The sequence below is a fragment of the Ruegeria sp. genome (assembly GCF_965221235.1).
Lineage (GTDB): Bacteria > Pseudomonadota > Alphaproteobacteria > Rhodobacterales > Rhodobacteraceae > Ruegeria.
This window is the reverse complement of sequence record NZ_CBDCRS010000004.1, coordinates 181,533-197,575: the sequence shown is the minus strand read 5'-3', so window position 1 is coordinate 197,575 and position 16,043 is coordinate 181,533. Positions and strand designations below refer to the sequence as shown.

Annotated in this window: 14 protein-coding genes; 4 read left to right on the top strand and 10 right to left on the bottom strand. The window is 59.0% G+C overall.

Features of this window, described 5'->3' with window-relative positions; genetic code table 11:
* The first annotated feature begins 143 nt into the window (after positions 1-143).
* On the top strand, positions 144-1,712 hold the full coding sequence (locus tag ACOQOY_RS04005; RefSeq protein WP_420584197.1) for an ABC transporter substrate-binding protein: 1,569 nt from the start codon (positions 144-146) through the stop codon (positions 1,710-1,712).
* Positions 1,713-1,756: 44 nt separating this feature from the next.
* Here the strand turns inward: ACOQOY_RS04005 and ACOQOY_RS04000 are convergent, their stop codons facing one another.
* From ACOQOY_RS04000 to ACOQOY_RS03985, 4 genes are all read right to left on the bottom strand, one after another.
* Entirely contained in the window at positions 1,757-3,064 is a 1,308-nt protein-coding gene (locus ACOQOY_RS04000) for an HlyC/CorC family transporter (protein WP_420584196.1), read from the bottom strand.
* Positions 3,065-3,127: 63 nt separating this feature from the next.
* Positions 3,128-4,081 carry a site-specific tyrosine recombinase XerD gene (locus ACOQOY_RS03995; protein ID WP_420584195.1) on the bottom strand — a complete coding sequence of 318 codons (954 nt, stop codon included), beginning with the start codon at positions 4,079-4,081 and terminating at the stop codon, positions 3,128-3,130.
* Between the two features lie 2 nt (positions 4,082-4,083).
* Complete coding sequence (locus ACOQOY_RS03990) at positions 4,084-5,607, bottom strand: hypothetical protein (protein ID WP_420584194.1); 1,524 nt, start codon at positions 5,605-5,607, stop codon at positions 4,084-4,086.
* Positions 5,597-5,746, bottom strand: coding sequence for a hypothetical protein (locus tag ACOQOY_RS03985; protein WP_420584193.1), 150 nt, complete (start codon positions 5,744-5,746; stop codon positions 5,597-5,599). The genes ACOQOY_RS03990 and ACOQOY_RS03985 overlap by 11 nt, the downstream gene beginning before the upstream one ends.
* A 79-nt stretch (positions 5,747-5,825) precedes the next feature.
* Between ACOQOY_RS03985 and ACOQOY_RS03980 the strand changes: the two genes are divergently transcribed.
* Positions 5,826-6,413 carry a shikimate kinase gene (locus ACOQOY_RS03980; protein WP_420584192.1) on the top strand — a complete coding sequence of 196 codons (588 nt, stop codon included), beginning with the start codon at positions 5,826-5,828 and terminating at the stop codon, positions 6,411-6,413.
* Positions 6,413-7,525: a 3-dehydroquinate synthase gene (gene aroB, locus ACOQOY_RS03975; protein WP_420584191.1), complete on the top strand. Its 1,113-nt coding sequence runs from the start codon at positions 6,413-6,415 to the stop codon at positions 7,523-7,525. Before ACOQOY_RS03980 ends, aroB begins: the two co-directional genes overlap by 1 nt.
* On the opposite strand, the gene ACOQOY_RS03970 is transcribed toward aroB, so the two are convergent.
* Both ACOQOY_RS03970 and ssb read right to left on the bottom strand, forming a co-directional pair.
* Positions 7,526-8,596: a site-2 protease family protein gene (locus tag ACOQOY_RS03970; RefSeq protein WP_420584190.1), complete on the bottom strand. Its 1,071-nt coding sequence runs from the start codon at positions 8,594-8,596 to the stop codon at positions 7,526-7,528. It abuts the gene before it with no gap.
* A gap of 18 nt (positions 8,597-8,614) precedes the next feature.
* Positions 8,615-9,106 carry a single-stranded DNA-binding protein gene (ssb, locus tag ACOQOY_RS03965; RefSeq protein ID WP_420584189.1) on the bottom strand — a complete coding sequence of 164 codons (492 nt, stop codon included), beginning with the start codon at positions 9,104-9,106 and terminating at the stop codon, positions 8,615-8,617.
* A gap of 206 nt (positions 9,107-9,312) precedes the next feature.
* On the opposite strand from ssb, the gene ACOQOY_RS03960 reads away from it, so the two are divergent.
* Positions 9,313-9,891 carry a lytic transglycosylase domain-containing protein gene (locus ACOQOY_RS03960; RefSeq protein WP_420584188.1) on the top strand — a complete coding sequence of 193 codons (579 nt, stop codon included), beginning with the start codon at positions 9,313-9,315 and terminating at the stop codon, positions 9,889-9,891.
* Positions 9,892-9,903: 12 nt separating this feature from the next.
* Here the strand turns inward: ACOQOY_RS03960 and ACOQOY_RS03955 are convergent, their stop codons facing one another.
* The 4 genes from ACOQOY_RS03955 to ACOQOY_RS03940 all read right to left on the bottom strand — a co-directional run bounded on the left by ACOQOY_RS03955 (position 9,904) and on the right by ACOQOY_RS03940 (position 15,920).
* Positions 9,904-10,983 (bottom strand): MFS transporter, encoded by a 1,080-nt coding sequence (locus tag ACOQOY_RS03955; protein WP_420584187.1) that lies wholly within the window; start codon positions 10,981-10,983, stop codon positions 9,904-9,906.
* A 233-nt stretch (positions 10,984-11,216) separates the two neighbouring features.
* Positions 11,217-13,304: a dipeptide ABC transporter ATP-binding protein gene (locus ACOQOY_RS03950; protein WP_420584186.1), complete on the bottom strand. Its 2,088-nt coding sequence runs from the start codon at positions 13,302-13,304 to the stop codon at positions 11,217-11,219.
* A 92-nt stretch (positions 13,305-13,396) separates the two neighbouring features.
* Positions 13,397-14,860: an ABC transporter permease subunit gene (locus tag ACOQOY_RS03945; RefSeq protein WP_420584185.1), complete on the bottom strand. Its 1,464-nt coding sequence runs from the start codon at positions 14,858-14,860 to the stop codon at positions 13,397-13,399.
* A 13-nt stretch (positions 14,861-14,873) separates the two neighbouring features.
* The gene (locus ACOQOY_RS03940; RefSeq protein WP_420584184.1) at positions 14,874-15,920 is read right to left on the bottom strand and encodes an ABC transporter permease; all 1,047 of its coding nucleotides are present in this window, start codon (positions 15,918-15,920) and stop codon (positions 14,874-14,876) included.
* Between the last annotated feature and the right edge of the window lie 123 nt (positions 15,921-16,043).

Genomic DNA, 16,043 nt, shown 5'->3' with positions numbered 1-16,043 from the left:
AACGCCGAATGCGACACAATGTGTCGTTTCAGTATTTTAGGCGCGAGATCGAGTCGATAGTAAACGGTCACGGTTCTGTTACGGAATCAATCTATGAGGCCTGCGAATTGGACCTCACGATTACTACTCTGCAAGGACAAAAGATGAGCAAGTTTGACCTCCAACCCCAAGCATTAAGCCGCCGGGAATTCATGGCGAAAGCCGCCGCACTTGGCCTGAGCGCCGCAGCTGCGAACGTGATCTGGGCTGAGGCTGGTTTGGCCGAAACGCCCAAGAAAGGCGGCCATTTTGTACTGGGGCTGAAGGGTGGAGAAAGCACCAACACGCTGGACCCGGCTCTGTCGGCGTCGCACGTGACGGCCAAGGCGCTGCGGGCCTATGGCAACACCCTGACCGTGGTCACGGCCGATGGCGGCATCGCCCCCAGTCTGGCGGAAAGCTGGGAAGCATCTGAGGACGGCAAGGTCTGGACCTTCCAGATCCGTAAAGGTGTTGAATTCCACAACGGCAAGACCCTGACGGCAGAGGATGTGCAGCTGACCCTTGCGCGCCATTCAAACGAAGAGTCCCAGTCGGGTGCTCTGGGCATCATGCGCGGAATCGAGGACGTGCGGGTCGATGGTGATTACGTGGTGATCACACTGACCACGCCCAACGCCGACCTGCCGTATCTGGTGTCGGATTACCACCTTGTCATCCAGCCGGGCGGCGGTATGGATAACCCTGGCGAGGGTATCTCGACCGGTGCCTACAAGGTGATCGCGGATGAGCCGGGTGTTCGCTATGGGTTCGAGAAGTTCGCCAACCATTGGGATGAGAGCGTTGGCCATTACGACAGCCACGAGATTCTGGTTCTGAACGACGACACCGCACGTTCGGCAGCGTTGCAGGCTGGTCAGGTACACGCCATCAACATCGTGCCGCCGCGTACCGCGAAACTGTTTGGTCGCGCGCCGGGTGTTACTCTGAATGCGACTTCGGGGCGGGGGCATTACATCTTTGTCATGCACACTGACACAGCACCGTTCGACAACAAAGACCTGCGTTTGGCGCTGAAATACGCCATCAACCGCGAGGAACTGGTCGATAAGGTGCTGCGTGGTTTTGGCTCGGTCGGCAACGATATTCCGATCAACGAAGCCTATCCGCTGTTTGACGATTCAATGGAGCAGCGCCAGTTCAATCTGGCCAAAGCGGCCGAGCACTACAAGGCCTCGGGCCATGACGGATCACCCATCGTGCTGCACGTCTCGGACGCCGCATTCGCTGGGGCTGTTGATGCGGCGCAGCTGTTCCAACTGTCGGCGCAAGAGGCCGGCATCCCGCTGGAAATCCAGCGCGAACCGGCAGATGGCTACTGGTCGGAAGTGTGGAACAACAAGCCGTTCTGCGCGTCCTACTGGGGCGGTCGTCCGGTGCAGGATCAGATGTGGTCGGTTGGCTACCTGTCCACCGCCGATTGGAACGACACCCGATTCAAAAACGAAGAGTTCGACGCCCTGCTGCTGAAAGCGCGGGCCGAGTTGGACACTGCAAAGCGCAAGGACATCTATGCGCAGATGGCGCGGATCGTCTGGGAAGAGGGTGGTCTGATCAACCCGATGTTCAACCAGTTCATCGACGGCTACTCGGAAACGGTCACAGGTTGGGCCGCGCATGCGAATGGTGATCTGATGGATGGCTATGTGGCCAGCCGCACCTGGTTCGCATAACCCCTGAGTCGAACCGGCGCCCAGAGCAGGGCGCCGGTTTTGCCTTACAAAGGCCGGACTTTCAGTTCCGTCACCCTGTTGCCTTCGCGGGCGGTTACTTCGAACCGGAACCCGTGAAAGGAAAAGACCTGACCGACCACGGGGATCATCTGCGCCTCGTGTATGACCAGCCCGGCCACTGTGTTCGCCTCATCATCCGGTAGCGTCCAGTCCATGGCGCGGTTTGCGTCACGGATCGTCATTGCGCCTTCGACCAGAAACTGACCATCCTCGGTACGGGTCACGGGAACGTCTTCGTCGATGTCAAACTCATCGGCGATCTCGCCCACGATTTCTTCCAGAATGTCCTCAAGCGTGATCAGCCCGCGGAGCGAGCCATATTCGTCCACCACCAGCGCAAAGTGGCTGTGCATCCGCAGGAATTCCCGCATCTGATCGTCCAGCGTCGTGGTTTCCGGCACGAAATAAGGGTCATTCGCCACCTTCGAGATGTCAAACTCTTCCAGCCGGTTTGCTTCGCTTTCGCTGCTGCCCGCATGGGCATACATGGCGCGGAAAAGGTCCTTGGCGTGGACGACTCCGACGATGTTTTCCTGTTCCTCGCGGAATACGGGCAGGCGGGTATGGGGGCTTTTGAGGCATTGTTGCAGAATGGCCTCGGGCGCATCGTCGGCGTCGATCATCTCGATGTTCGAGCGGTGAAGCATGATCTCTTCTACGGTGCGATCACCCAGATCCAGCGCGCCAAGAATGCGGTCGCGGTCTTCCTTCTCGACCACGCCTTCGGAATGGCCCAGTTGCAGCGCGCCCGCAATCTCTTCCCGCACGGCCAAAATGTTGCTGTCGGGGTCGATCTGCACGCCGAACAGGCGAAGAACGCCGCGCACCAGTAGGCGTACGGCGGCCACAATGGGGGAAAATACCGTCACCACAACGCTGATGATCGGAGCCACCGCAGCGGCGGCTTTTTCCGAGTTTGTGATGGCGTAGGTCTTGGGCAGAACCTCGGCAAAGATCAGGACTAGCAGGGTCATCACTAGCGTCGCCAGAGCCACGCCACTTTCGCCGAACAGCCGCGTGAACAGGGCCGTTGCCAGCGAGGCTGCAAGGATGTTCACGAGGTTATTGCCCAGCAGGACCGAGCCGATCAGCCGTTCATTGTCATCGGTGATATCCAGCGCCTTTTGCGCCCCGCGCGAGCCTTTGTCGGCCTGCGCCCGCAATTTGCCGCGTGACGAGGCGGTCAATGCCGTTTCAGAACCCGAGAAAAAGCCCGACAATACGAGCAAAAGCAGAATGGCGCCTGTGGTAAACCAGAATGCGCCGTCGATCAGAGAAGAAGAGGGTTCCATCGGTCCTTGATAGTTGGTGTTGCTGCATCCGTTATGGGGTCGCGTCCCCTGCGGATCAAGGGGTTAGCCCTTGCTATCGGGGTCTTTGGCCAGCGGGTGATGCTCTAACACCAGTTCGGCCAGACGTTCGTCCAGAACGTGAGTGTAAATCTCGGTGGTCGCCACATCCGCATGACCCAGCAGGGTCTGGATCGACCTCAGGTCTGCGCCGTTCGCCAGCAGATGCGTGGCAAAGGCATGGCGCAGGGTGTGCGGCGTCACTTTCTCGGGCGACACGCCGCCCTGAACGGCCAGTTCCTTGACCAAAAGAAAGAACATGTGCCGTGTCAGGTGACCGGACTTCCCGCGCGAGGGGAACAGAAATTTCGATCTTTGCCTGCCATCTGCAACCAGTTGATCCTCGGCCTCGTCTCGCACGGTAAGCCAAACCGCCAGCGCATCGCGGGCGGGTGGGGACAGCGGCACCATGCGTTCCTTGCCGCCTTTACCAAGCACCAGCAGCATTCGTGGGTCGCCTCGAGCCGAAGATACCGGCAGCGAAACAAGCTCTGTCACGCGCATGCCGGTGGCATAAAGAACCTCCATCAGGCAGGTATTGCGAACCCGGTCCGCCTTGGTACGCCCGGTCTGGCGGGCGGCTTGCAGCAGGCGGTCAACTTCGGGGACGTCCAGTGTTTTTGGCAGGCGCTTCTGCCGTCCGGGTCCTTTGATCTGTATGGCAGGGTTAACGTCGCGCCAGCCTTCTTCAAAAGCAAAGCGATAGATTTGCTTGATCGCGGACAACCGCCGTGCGCGGGTGGATTGTGCCAGCCCCTGTGCGTCGCAGTCGATCAGATACGCTTCAATCTGGTCCCGGTCGGCCACGGCGAATCCGGTTTTGCGGCGGGTCAGCCACTCAGCAAAATCCTTGAGGTCGCGCCCATAGGCCAACAAGGTATTGTTGGCCGCGCCAAGCTCGGCTGCCTGTGCTTGCAGAAAGGTGGAAATCCACAGTTCAGCAGTGGCCGGAGGCGTCATGGTCAGGCCCCTTGCAGGATCAGAAGGTTCAGCGCAGCGCGGCGGGCTGTGTCCTCAAGCCCGACACGGCGCAGAGTGGCAATGGCTGCGGTCAGATCAACAAGGTTGCCACGCGCGCCATGGGCAAAAAGCTCCATCGTTTCCAAGATCGCCTCGCCCAATTGGCCATTGTCCAGCATTGCTTCGATGTCTGACGGGATCGGTGCAGACCATCCAAACCCCTGCGCCACGGCGTCAGCCATGGGTGACGGAGTGCGCGACCGACCGGGATCACCCTGCGCCAGAGCCGCCAGGAACAACGTTTCAACTGACGTGTCCGGTGCGGACAATGCAGCGGTTTCATAAAGCTCGGACAGTAACAGAATGCGCCACCGCAGATTTTCTGCCTCGGCGTCAGGCAGCGAAAACTGGGTCAGGCGGCCAGCAAACAGTTCGGCGAAGGGAACCTCTAGCCCGACGCTGCGCATCTGTTCCCAGACGAGGGGCAATGTTTTGGCAACCTTTTCCGGTTGCCCGGATTCCAGCGCGGCCTCAAATTTCTGGATGGCGGCGACCCGATCCCAAACCGCGCCAGAGGCCGCCGGGTTGCGTTCGGTATACAGACCCAAAAGCTGGTTGGGCGTCAGCGCGCCAATGCGGGTTAGACGCTCGGCTGCTTCGATCTGGGCCTTCCATCCGGCCACGTCGCGCAGATCGGCATTGGCAAATGCACGCGGCAGCGGGGCCGAGGGCAGGCGTTCACCAATCGCCTCGAACAGGCGGAAACTCAGCGGGTCAGGGTCATCGGGTTGCGGCAGGTATTCGGCATCTTCGAACAATTCGGGGCTGAGGAAACGGTCCAACACGTCCAGATCCTCGGGTGGCAGAACTTGCAGCGCATGGGCCGCCTCTAGCGTCAAAGCGGCTGAGGCCCAATCGCCCCGACGGGCCTTGCAGAATATCTGGGCGGCGTAATCCTGCGACAGATGCGGTTGTGCAATCAGGGCCGTGCAGCTGCGGTCTTCGTCCCCGGTCAGGAGTGTTGCATCGAACCAGCGCTGGAACCGTTCGCGGCTGTCGGTGGGGCCAGCCAGTTGCACCAGCGACTGCGCCGGATCAGCTGCGCCCAACTGCATCAGACGGTCGAGCCGCGCCAGCAGCAGGGTCTCCTCGGCACCCGGTCCCGCAGGCGCGCGGGCCTCTGACAACAACAGGGTGAACAGCAGGCGTTGCATGGTGGGGTTGTATTTGACGGGAACGCGCGCGATCAGCTGCGCCAAGCGGTCCGGGTCGCTGTTTTGCCAAAGGTCGACCGGCAGACCCGTGACTGAAGAGGACACCAGACCCAACGGCTGAGACAATGCTTCAAGCGGAGTGACCTCGACATCCGGTTGCACTCCGGTATCGGTCACCTCAGGTTCCAGCAACACCGTTCCCGGCAAGTTTTCCGGCGGCGTGCTCAGCCAGTCGATGACAGAGAGAGGTTCCTGCTGCGCCTGCGCCGATCCGGCCAGGAACAGCGCGAACACAGCGACCTTACTCGACATTCAGGATTACCGGCTCTCGAATCTCATCTTGCGGGGCCGAGAAATCGGCTCCAAAAAACGGACCCAGATAGGCATATGCCACCAGCCCGATAAAACACAGGCAAATCAGGTATATCAAAAACTTGATCAGACGGCCCATTGCTCAACACTGCCTCAATTTTCTCTTTTGCCATAGTTATAGCTAGCATTTTTCTTAAGATCACGTCATTCACGGTGAAATGAGCGAAATTAAGCATAACACGTCCAGCTCGAACCCGGTTGCGGGCTTTGCACTGCACAAAACGGTAGTTCTTGTAGGCATGATGGGTGCAGGCAAGACCGCTGTGGGCCGCGCGTTGGCTGCGCGACTGTGTGTTCCCTTCCTCGACAGCGATGCCGAGATCGAATCGGCGGCCAATATGAGCATCCCCGAGATATTCGAGCGCGACGGAGAGCCGTTTTTCCGCGCCAAGGAGACGCAGGTGATCGGGCGCTTGCTGGATGAGGAAAAAGGTATCCTTTCCACCGGAGGCGGTGCGTTTCTGGCCCAACAAAACCGGACCATGATTACCGAGCGCGGCGTCTCGGTCTGGCTTCGGGCCGATCTTGAGGTTCTGTGGAACCGGGTCAAACACAAGGACACGCGCCCATTGCTGCGCACGGCTGATCCCTATGCGACGTTGCGCGGCCTGTATGAACAGCGCGTTCCGGTATACGCGCAGGCCGACCTGATCGCGGAATCGGATGGCGAAACTTCGATCGACAATATGGTGAACCGGGTGGTGGACGCGTTGGCGACCCGCCCTGATGTTTTGGAACGGAAATAATGCACCAAACCGTACATGTTGAGCTGGGCGAACGCTCATATGACGTAGAGATTGGCCCGGACCTGCTTACGCAGGCAGGTGTCCGGATTGCGCCGTTACTACGGCGGCCGAAGGTGGCCGTTGTAACGGACGAAAATGTCGGCGAACTGCATCTTGAGGCGCTGCGCGACGGGTTGGCCACGGCTGGGATCGAGATGACATCTCTGACCTTGCCAGCCGGAGAGAGCACCAAAAGCTGGCCTCATTTTGAGCGCACGGTCGAATGGCTGCTGGCCGAGAAAGTCGAGCGCCGCGACGTGGTGATTGCCTTTGGCGGTGGCGTGATCGGTGATCTGGTGGGGTTTGCCGCCGCGGTGCTGCGCCGGGGCGTGCGGTTCGTGCAGATCCCGACATCGTTGCTGGCGCAGGTGGACAGTTCCGTCGGCGGCAAAACCGGGATCAATGCACCGCAGGGCAAGAACCTGATCGGGGCATTTCATCAGCCGTCTCTGGTGCTGGCGGATACCTCGGTGCTGGGAACCATGACCCAACGCGATTTTCTGTCTGGCTACGGCGAGGTTGTGAAATACGGCCTGCTGGGTGATGCGGCGTTTTTTGAATGGCTCGAGGTCAACGGGACCGATGTATCGGGCGGTGAGATGGCGGCGCGGGTGCGAGCAGTAACCCGCTCGGTTCAGATGAAGGCCGATATCGTGGCTCGGGATGAAACCGAGCAGGGCGACCGCGCGCTGCTGAATCTCGGCCATACCTTCTGCCATGCGCTTGAGGCCGCGACCGGGTATTCCGACCGCCTGTTGCACGGCGAAGGCGTGGCCATTGGCTGTGCGCTGGCGTTTGAGCTGTCCTCGCGTCTGGGGTTGTGTTCGCAGGAAGACCCCAGCCGGGTGCGGGCGCATTTGCGGACGATGGGGATGAAAACCGATCTGGCCGATATTCCCGGAGACCTGCCGGGTGCCGAGGCACTGGTCGATCTGATGGCGCAGGACAAAAAGGTCATCGACGGCCAGCTGCGGTTCATTCTGGCGCGCGGAATCGGTGATGCTTTTGTGACGTCGGACGTCCCGCGTGAGGCGGTGATTTCCGTGTTGGAAGATGCCCTGGCGGTGGCTTGATCACCGTCCCTGGATCACCATCAACTCGCCAATGTTTTCGCGGGTGATGTAGCCGACCATATTCCCGCTCTGTGTACAAACGGCAATCGCCGGAGCGCCCTTGTGCAGGCCCTCAAGTACCGTTTCAAGACCGCTGGTCAGGTGTACCCGGGGGATATCGGTCTCCATGATCGAGGTTGCAGGGTCCGAGCGCGGGTTGTCGCCAGCCAGAGCGGCGAACAACCTGTTCCGGGTGACAAATCCAAGCAAAGCACCGCTGCTGTCCAGAACGGGAAACTCATGCTGTGTCGTGTGAATGACGGCCTGCGCCGCAGTGGCCAGGGTGTCGGACGGAGAGAGCGCGTGGAACTCGGTGATCATCGCATCGCGCGCGAGAACGCGGCGCGCGACGGATCGCATCGCGACATCCTGGCTTTCGGAATTGGCGGCAATAAAGACGAAAACCGCGATCAGAACCAAAATCGGGTTGCCGCTGCTCAGCCCCAGAAATCCCAAACCAACGGCGACGACCTGTCCTGCGGTGGCGGCGACCCGCGTGGCCTTGACCCGGTCCATCTTGAGACACAGCAGAGCGCGGAACACGCGACCGCCATCCATTGGAAAGGCCGGGATCATGTTAAAGGCCGCCAGCAGCAGGTTCACATAGGCCAGACGGTTCAGCAGGCTGGGCACTGTTGTGTCGATCATGGCCATCGTCTCGAACGGCATTCCGGCCCCAAAGGCCATCAGAATAATCCAGATGACGATGTTAACCGCAGGTCCGGCAAGCGCTACCCAGACCTCTTGCATCGGCTTTTCCGGCATCCGTTCCAGCCGGGCCAGACCTCCGATCGGCAGCAGGGTGATGTCGGGGGTTTTGATCCCATAGCGCCGCGCCATCAGCGCATGGCCGAACTCATGCGCAACAACGCAGGCGAACAGCGCCAGAACAAAGATCAGGTTCTCGACCGCGGCGGGAAGGCCGCCGTTGGAAAAGGCGGCAAACCCGACCCAGGCCAACAGCAAGAAAAAGGTGACATGGACCCTCAGTTCCGACCCCAGAATCCGGCCGAGAGAGAAGGACCATGTCATGATATGTCTCCGTTTTGCTTAGAACGGAATCTCGTCGTCGTCGATTCCGCCAGATGCAGGGGCAGGGGCGCTGGAGGGCGCACCGTAGGGGTCGCCATAGCCGCCGCCGGCTTGACCGCCGCCATATCCACCCGACTGACCGCCGCCGCCACCTTCGCCGCGTCCGTCAAGCAGGGTCAGCTCACCGCGATAGGGGCGCAGAACCACTTCGGTCGAGTACCGGTCCTGACCGGACTGGTCCTGCCATTTTCGGGTTTCCAGCTGACCTTCGATGTAAACTTTGCTGCCTTTGCGCAGGTATTGCTCGGCAATCCGCGCCAGCGGTTCTGAAAAGATCGCAACCGAGTGCCATTCGGTCCGCTCGCGGCGCTCCCCGGTATTGCGGTCTTTCCAAGTCTCGGATGTGGCGATGCGCAGATTGCAGACCTTGCCGCCGTTCTGGAATGACCGGACCTCGGGGTCGCGACCAAGATTTCCGACAATGATCACCTTGTTGACTGAACCCGCCATGTATTTCCCCGTTCTGAATTGACGTAAGCGCGCCGAATCTGGCGCGATGTTTCCCTGCGACCCTATACTTCATGCGCGGTGGTTGGAACCAAGATGATGGGTGCAACAGTAAGCGGGAATTTACTCAGACTTTGTTTACCAAGCTTTCATTTTTGACTGAAATACCTATAGTCATTCAGGTTGTTGAGCGAGCGGGACAGGCATCTATGCGTTTTCTGGTTGGTTGTTTTTCTGTTCTTTGCCTGTCGCTGATATCGGGTCAGCTGGCGGCGGATACGCTTTCGACCAAAAGCCGCAAGGATATTTTCCTGAAACAGTCCAAAGTTTTGGATAGCCGCGCTGCAACTCAATACCGGGACTCAGAGCGGCTAAAACCAAAGACGCCCGGCGTGCAATTCAGGCAACGCTATACCGGTAGTTATCGCGGGGAGTACATTACGCTTGCCCGGCAGGCGGCGCGCAAACACAATGTCCCCGAGGAACTATTTCTGCGTCTTGTACAGCAGGAAAGCGGTTGGAACCCGCGGGCGAAATCGCACAAGGGGGCATTAGGACTGGCGCAGTTGATGCCGGGTACGGCCCAGCTGCTGGGTGTGAACCCACATGATCCGAAGCAAAATCTGGAAGGTGGCGCGCGGTATCTGTCGTGGCAGTATCGCAAGTTCAAATCCTGGCGTCTGGCGCTGGCGGCCTATAACGCAGGCCCAGAAGCGGTAGAGCGGCACGGTGGCGTGCCGCCCTATAAGGAAACCCAGAACTACGTCAAAGTGATCTGGGGCGGGTAGCCGCGACATCCCTCAGCTGGTGGACAGGTCTGAGCGCCGCTCGGATCGCTGCGTGACCAACAGAACCGTCAGCGCACACAGCATCGGCAGACAAGCAGCCAGAATAGCAGTCTGAAAGCTGGTGAATTGCGCGATTATACCCATCGAAGGACCAGCGATCAGAGCGCCAACAAACAGGCTGTTGACATAAAGCGCATTGGCGCGCGCCATGCGACCATTCGCAAAACTCTGCACGTAGGTCAGGCTGACACCGGCGAACAAGCCGTAATACGCGCCCTCTAACGCCGAGCCGATGGCCATCCCGGTCAGGCCTGTGACCTGCGACAACACAATGAAAGCACACAATCCAATACCGCCTGACAGGATCAGCCCGGACAGGGGCGCAAATCTGCGCAGCAATACCGGAGTGGTCAGGATAATGACGATCTCGGTCGCGGTTTTGATCGAAAAGGATAGGCCCGGCGCAAAATCGGGCAAACCGGCTTCGCGAACATAGAACAGCGGCAGGGCGCTGCTGCACAGCACATGTGCAGCTGAAAAGAACAGACAGGCCGTAACCGCCAGCCACAATGCACGCTCTGCGCCGCTGGTGTTCTGCGGCTGCTTGTCCGCAACCTCGGCCCGCGCGTCACGGGGAATCGTGCGCCACCAGAGGGTGGCCCAAACAAGAGCCGCAAGCAGGGCGAACACAAAAGTCCGATCTGCCCCCCATTGCCCGGCGATAAAGAATGCCAGCGCCGGGCCCATCATCCAGCCCAATGAGGTCATGGCCCGCAACCATGCATTGAAACCGGCGATATCGAAGCCGTACCGCTCGGCACTGATGCGGCCAAAGCTGTACATCGTCGAAAGAGAGCTGCTGCTGAGGCTGAACCCCAGAACCCCCACAGTGATCAGTGTCCAATAAGACGGCCAGAACAGGACTGACATCAAAGCGACGCAATTCCCGGCGATGGACATTCCGACCAGCAGCGCGAACCGCCAACCGCGGTCCAGACGTGCAGCAATACTTCGGTTCAGAGTGACCGTCAGAACAATCGCCAGCGCACTGTAAACGCTGATCTGCCAAAGAGGATGGTCAAGCTCTTGCACGGATGTAGAAGGAGATGAGCAGGGCCGTCATACTGGCGCAAAACGTGCCTGACAGGTGCAATCCCAATATGGCGCGTGCGCGTCCGTAAAATAGCAGTGTCATAAAATGCACTTAAAAATAACGGATCACCGAAGGCGGATGAATATACCGCTGCGGTCAATGAAACAAAGTTAGATCAAAAAGAAAAGGGCGCCGGTTTTGCACCGACGCCCTTAGCGAATTAGGTGGTCGCTTATTCCGCGGCGACCTTAATGACCGGCTCCATCCGGGCCAGAATATCTTCGGCCAGATGGCATTTGACCTGATGCCCGTCTGCCAGAGTCTTCACCGGCGGCACATCGCTTTCACACAGCCCGCCCGGAACCTCGGATTTCCAGCGGCACCGGGTCTGGAACGGACAACCCGGCGGCGGGTTCATTGCGGACGGGATGTCGCCTTCAAGCACGATATGCTGCTTTTCAATCGACGTGTCCGCGATCGGCACCGCGCTCAGCAGAGCCTCGGTATAGGGGTGATAGGGCGGGGCAAAGACCTGATCGGTTGTACCCAGCTCGACCACATGGCCCAGATACATCACCATCACCCGGTCGCTGAGATAGCGCACGATAGACAGGTCGTGGCTGATAAACAGCAGCGTGGTTTTATGCTCGCGCTGAATTTCCATCAACAGATCGGTCACAGCTGCCTGAACGGACACGTCCAGCGCCGAGACCGGTTCGTCCGCAACCACGATCCGCGCGTCACCGGCAAAGGCACGCGCGATGCCGACACGCTGCTTTTGACCACCCGAGAGCTGCCGCGGCATGCGGGTCGCAAAGGCGCGGGGGAGTTTCACCAGATCCAGAAGCTCCAGCATGCGCTGCTTGCGCTCAGCCTCTGAGTTGCCGACGCCAAAGATTTCCAGAGCACGAATGATCTGACGGCCCACGGTCATCGACGGGTTTAGCGTGTCAAACGGGTTCTGGAACACCATCTGAACCTCGCCGACCGTCTTGGCGTCGCGCTCTTCAATTGGCACGGCCTCGATGTTGCGGTTGTCCAGCAGGATTTGCCCGTCGGTGGCAGTCTCCAAGCCCATCAATACCTTGGCGAACGTAGATTTACCGCAGCCGGATTCACCCACGATGGCCAAAGTCTCAGATTCATGCGCCTCGAAGCTAAGCGTTTCATTGGCTTTGACGACCTTGGTTTCGCCCCCGCCAAACAGCGCATTCGCGGCCACCTCATAGTATTTCTTGAGGTTGTCCATCTTCAGAACGGTGCGACCGATCTCGGCCTTTTCCTTCTGTTCGCCTACGGTGATCGGCGCGTTCCAGTCGATCTCTTGATACTTCAGGCAGCGCGTGTGGTGACGGTCATTGCCGGGCACCGCTTCCATAATGATGTTCTGTGCGTCACAGCGACCTTCTTCGAAATAGTCGCAGCGCGGGCCGAAGTTACACCCCGGCGGGCGCTCATGCGGCAGCGGGAAATTCCCTGGAATAGCAACCAGAGGCCGCGCGTTCTTGTCAGCTCCGGGCAGGGGGATCGAGCGGAACAGCGCCTGAGTATACGGGTGCTGCATGTCGTCGAACACGTCCTTGATCGAGCCACGCTCGACCGCCTCGCCGGAATACATCACACACAGCCGGTCGCAGGTCTCCAGAACCAGTCCAAGGTTGTGCGAAATGAACAGCATCGAGGTGCCGTATTTCTTGCCCAGATCCTTAACCAGTTCCACAACGGCGGCTTCAACGGTCACGTCCAACGCGGTGGTCGGCTCATCCAGGATCAAAAGCGACGGCTTCGACATCAGCGCCATCGCGATCACGATCCGCTGCTGCTGACCACCGGACAGCTGGTGCGGGAAGGAATTCAGCATCCGCTCGGGGTCGGGCAGGCGCACATCGGTGACCACTTCCAGAGCGCGGGCATAGGCCTCTTCTGAACCGACCCCCTCGTGGATCATCGGCACTTCCATCAACTGCTTGCCGATTTTCATCGCTGGGTTCAATGAGGCCATCGGCTCCTGATAGATCATCGCGATTTCATTGCCGCGAATGTCACGCAGCTCATCCGAGGTCATCTCGGCCAGATCGCGCCCCTTGAACTTGATCGTACCGCCGACGATGCGCCCGTTTTTGCCAAGGTCTTGCATGACCCCAAGGGCAACGGTCGACTTGCCGCAACCAGATTCGCCAACCAGTCCAACAGCCTCACCCGGCTGAACGCTGACTGAAAAATCCATAACGGCCGGGATTTCCCGAAGGCGCGTGAAGAAGGAAATCGAAAGCTTGTCGATCTCCAGAATAGGCCCGTCATAATCCGCTAGTTTATTCATCTGTGTCTCTCCTCGCCAGATGCGGGGGAACCCCTTCATCCGGCTAAAAATACCTCGGGGGTCCGGGGGCAGAGCCCCCGGCCTCGATCACATCAGTCCTTCAGGCTTTCCTCACGCAGACCGTCAGCCAGCAGGTTCAGACCAAGAACCAGTGTCAACAGTGCAAACGCAGGCGGAAGGGCAGGGTGCAGGTAGATCGACAGCAGCTTGCGCCCTTCGTTGATCGTCGAACCCCAATCCGGGCTTTCCGGCGGCAGACCCAACCCGAAGAAACCAAGGGTTCCCAGAAGGATGGTGGTGTAGCCGATCCGCAGGCAGAAATCGACGATCAGTGGACCTCGCGCGTTGGGCAGGATTTCCCACAGCATGATGTACCACGGACCCTCACCGCGGGTTTGCGCCGCAGCAACATAGTCGCGGGTTTTAATGTCTAGTGCCAGACCGCGAACGATCCGGAACACGGTGGGTGAGTTCACGAAGACCACCGAGACAAACACCACCAGAATACCGCCCGGAATGTCGAACAGATCCAGATAGGTGGGCAGACCCCAAATGCGATAATTGTCTGTGTTGATGATGTAACCGCCGGTCGAGACCAGTGACAGGTACAGCCAGATCGCAACGCCCAGAACGCCGACCAACAGCGGTGTGCGGAAGTTCGGGCGGGTGTAATAGCGCGAGTTCAGCAGAACGCCGATGAACAGGATCGGGAAGATGAACAGCACAACCGCCATATAGTTCGGCACGCCTGTCGCTACGATCTCTGGTGTGACCAGCAGATAGAACAGCAGGATAACCGGGAAAGCCAGGATCAGGTTGGCAAGGAACGACAAGAACGTGTCCAGACGCCCGCCGTAGTATCCCGCAGGAAGACCCAGCGTGATACCGACCATAAAGGCAAACAGCGTCGCCAGAGGCGCGATCTGCACCACAATCCAGGCACCCTTGACCATGCGGCTAAAGACGTCTCGGGCAAGGTTGTCACCACCCAGCAGGTACCAGGCATACTCACCCTCTTCTGGGCTGGGCAGAGGCGTTCCGGGTACCTTGTTCTTCATTCCCGAGACCTGCACCAGCGGGTCGTGGGTGACGATCAGGTCCAGCGCACCAAAGATGCCTGTAAACACCCAGAACATCACAAGGCCAAAGCCGATCATGCCGATGGGGCTGTCGAACAGTTTGCCGTACAGGCCCAGCCGACGCTTAAAGGCGATGGACATGGCGTAAAGGATGATCAACGACAGCCAAACCGGAAGGAATTGCTGTGAGATAGCGCCGATGATCCCCGCTCCGGTACCCATCAGGATGCCCAGAATGATATAGGCCAGGGAAATACCGACACAGGCCATGAAGCTGAACCGCAATGCGGTCTGTATCAGCCCTCGCAGGCCGCCGCCTGAGCTGACAGTGCCATCCATGTTGATGGCCATGGGCGCTTCGGGCAGCACGATACTGCCAAGGATCCATGCGACGATCGAAATCAGCAACGCGGCCAGCGCGATCATCAGCAAGGGGTTGAGGAAGGCGATAGAGCCGGTCCAGGTAAGAGGTTCCATGATCTATCCCTCCTTATGAAATGCGAATGCGCGGGTTAAGGTAGACATAGCCGATATCCGAAATCAGCTGCGTCACCAGCACCACAAAGACGGACACGACCGAAATCGCCAGCAGCAGCTGGATGTCGTTGTTGCCCGCAGCCTGAACCAGCGCCCAGCCAAAGCCCTTGTAGTTGAACAGGGTCTCGACGATTACCACACCATTCAGCAGCCATGGGAACTGCAACATGATGACGGTGAATGGCGCGATCAGCGCGTTGCGCAACGCGTGCTTCATGACGATATTGCTAAAAGACACACCTTTCAGACGCGCAGTCCGGATATATTGCGCGGTCATCACCTCGGTCATCGAGGCGCGTGTCATCCGGGCGATATAGCCCATCCCGTAAAGGGCAATGGTCAGCACCGGCAGAAAGAAGTTCTCGAAGGTCGGGTTATCCATCGCCTGCGTTGCCGTCCCCTTGAACCATTTCAGGCCCACTGTGGACGAGGTGAAGATCGCGATGAAAATAACGCCCGAGACATATTCGGGAGTTGCCGTAGTGATGATCGAAAACGTCGACAACGAGCGGTCCATGGCCGATCCTTCTCGCATCCCCGCCAGAACGCCAACAATCAGCGCCGAAGGCACCATCAGAACCAAAACCCAGAACATCAGGTAGCCGGTATTGCCCAATCGCTTGGCGACAATGCTGCCGACTTCGTCCTTGAAGACAGTCGAATAGCCCCATTCGCCCTGCAAAACGCCACAGAACCGAGGCGTCGTTTCCGGGGTCGATCCGGGCCGTACACAGGTTCCGACAAACTGACCGTCTGCCAGTGTGTTGGTGAATCCGGGCATCACGCCCAGCCACTGACCATACTTGGTCAAAATCGGCTGCTGATAGCCACGATTGTCAAGCCAGGCTTCCACCTGCTCGTCCGACATCCGCTGGTTGCCCTGCGTTTTCGCGAGTTTTTCAAGGTTCGGGTATAGGTTGGTCAAAAAGAAGACCACGAATGTCAGACACAAAGCTGTCAGCAGCATCACGCCTGACCGACGGAGGATAAATAGTCCCATGATGGCCCCGTTGTTCAGGTGTTCCGCAGATCATTGGACCATTGTCTGGCTTCGGATTGCCGACCCTAAGTCGGCATATCTGCGGCTGGAAAGGGGCGCCCTCATCAGGCGCCCCCAAAGAAT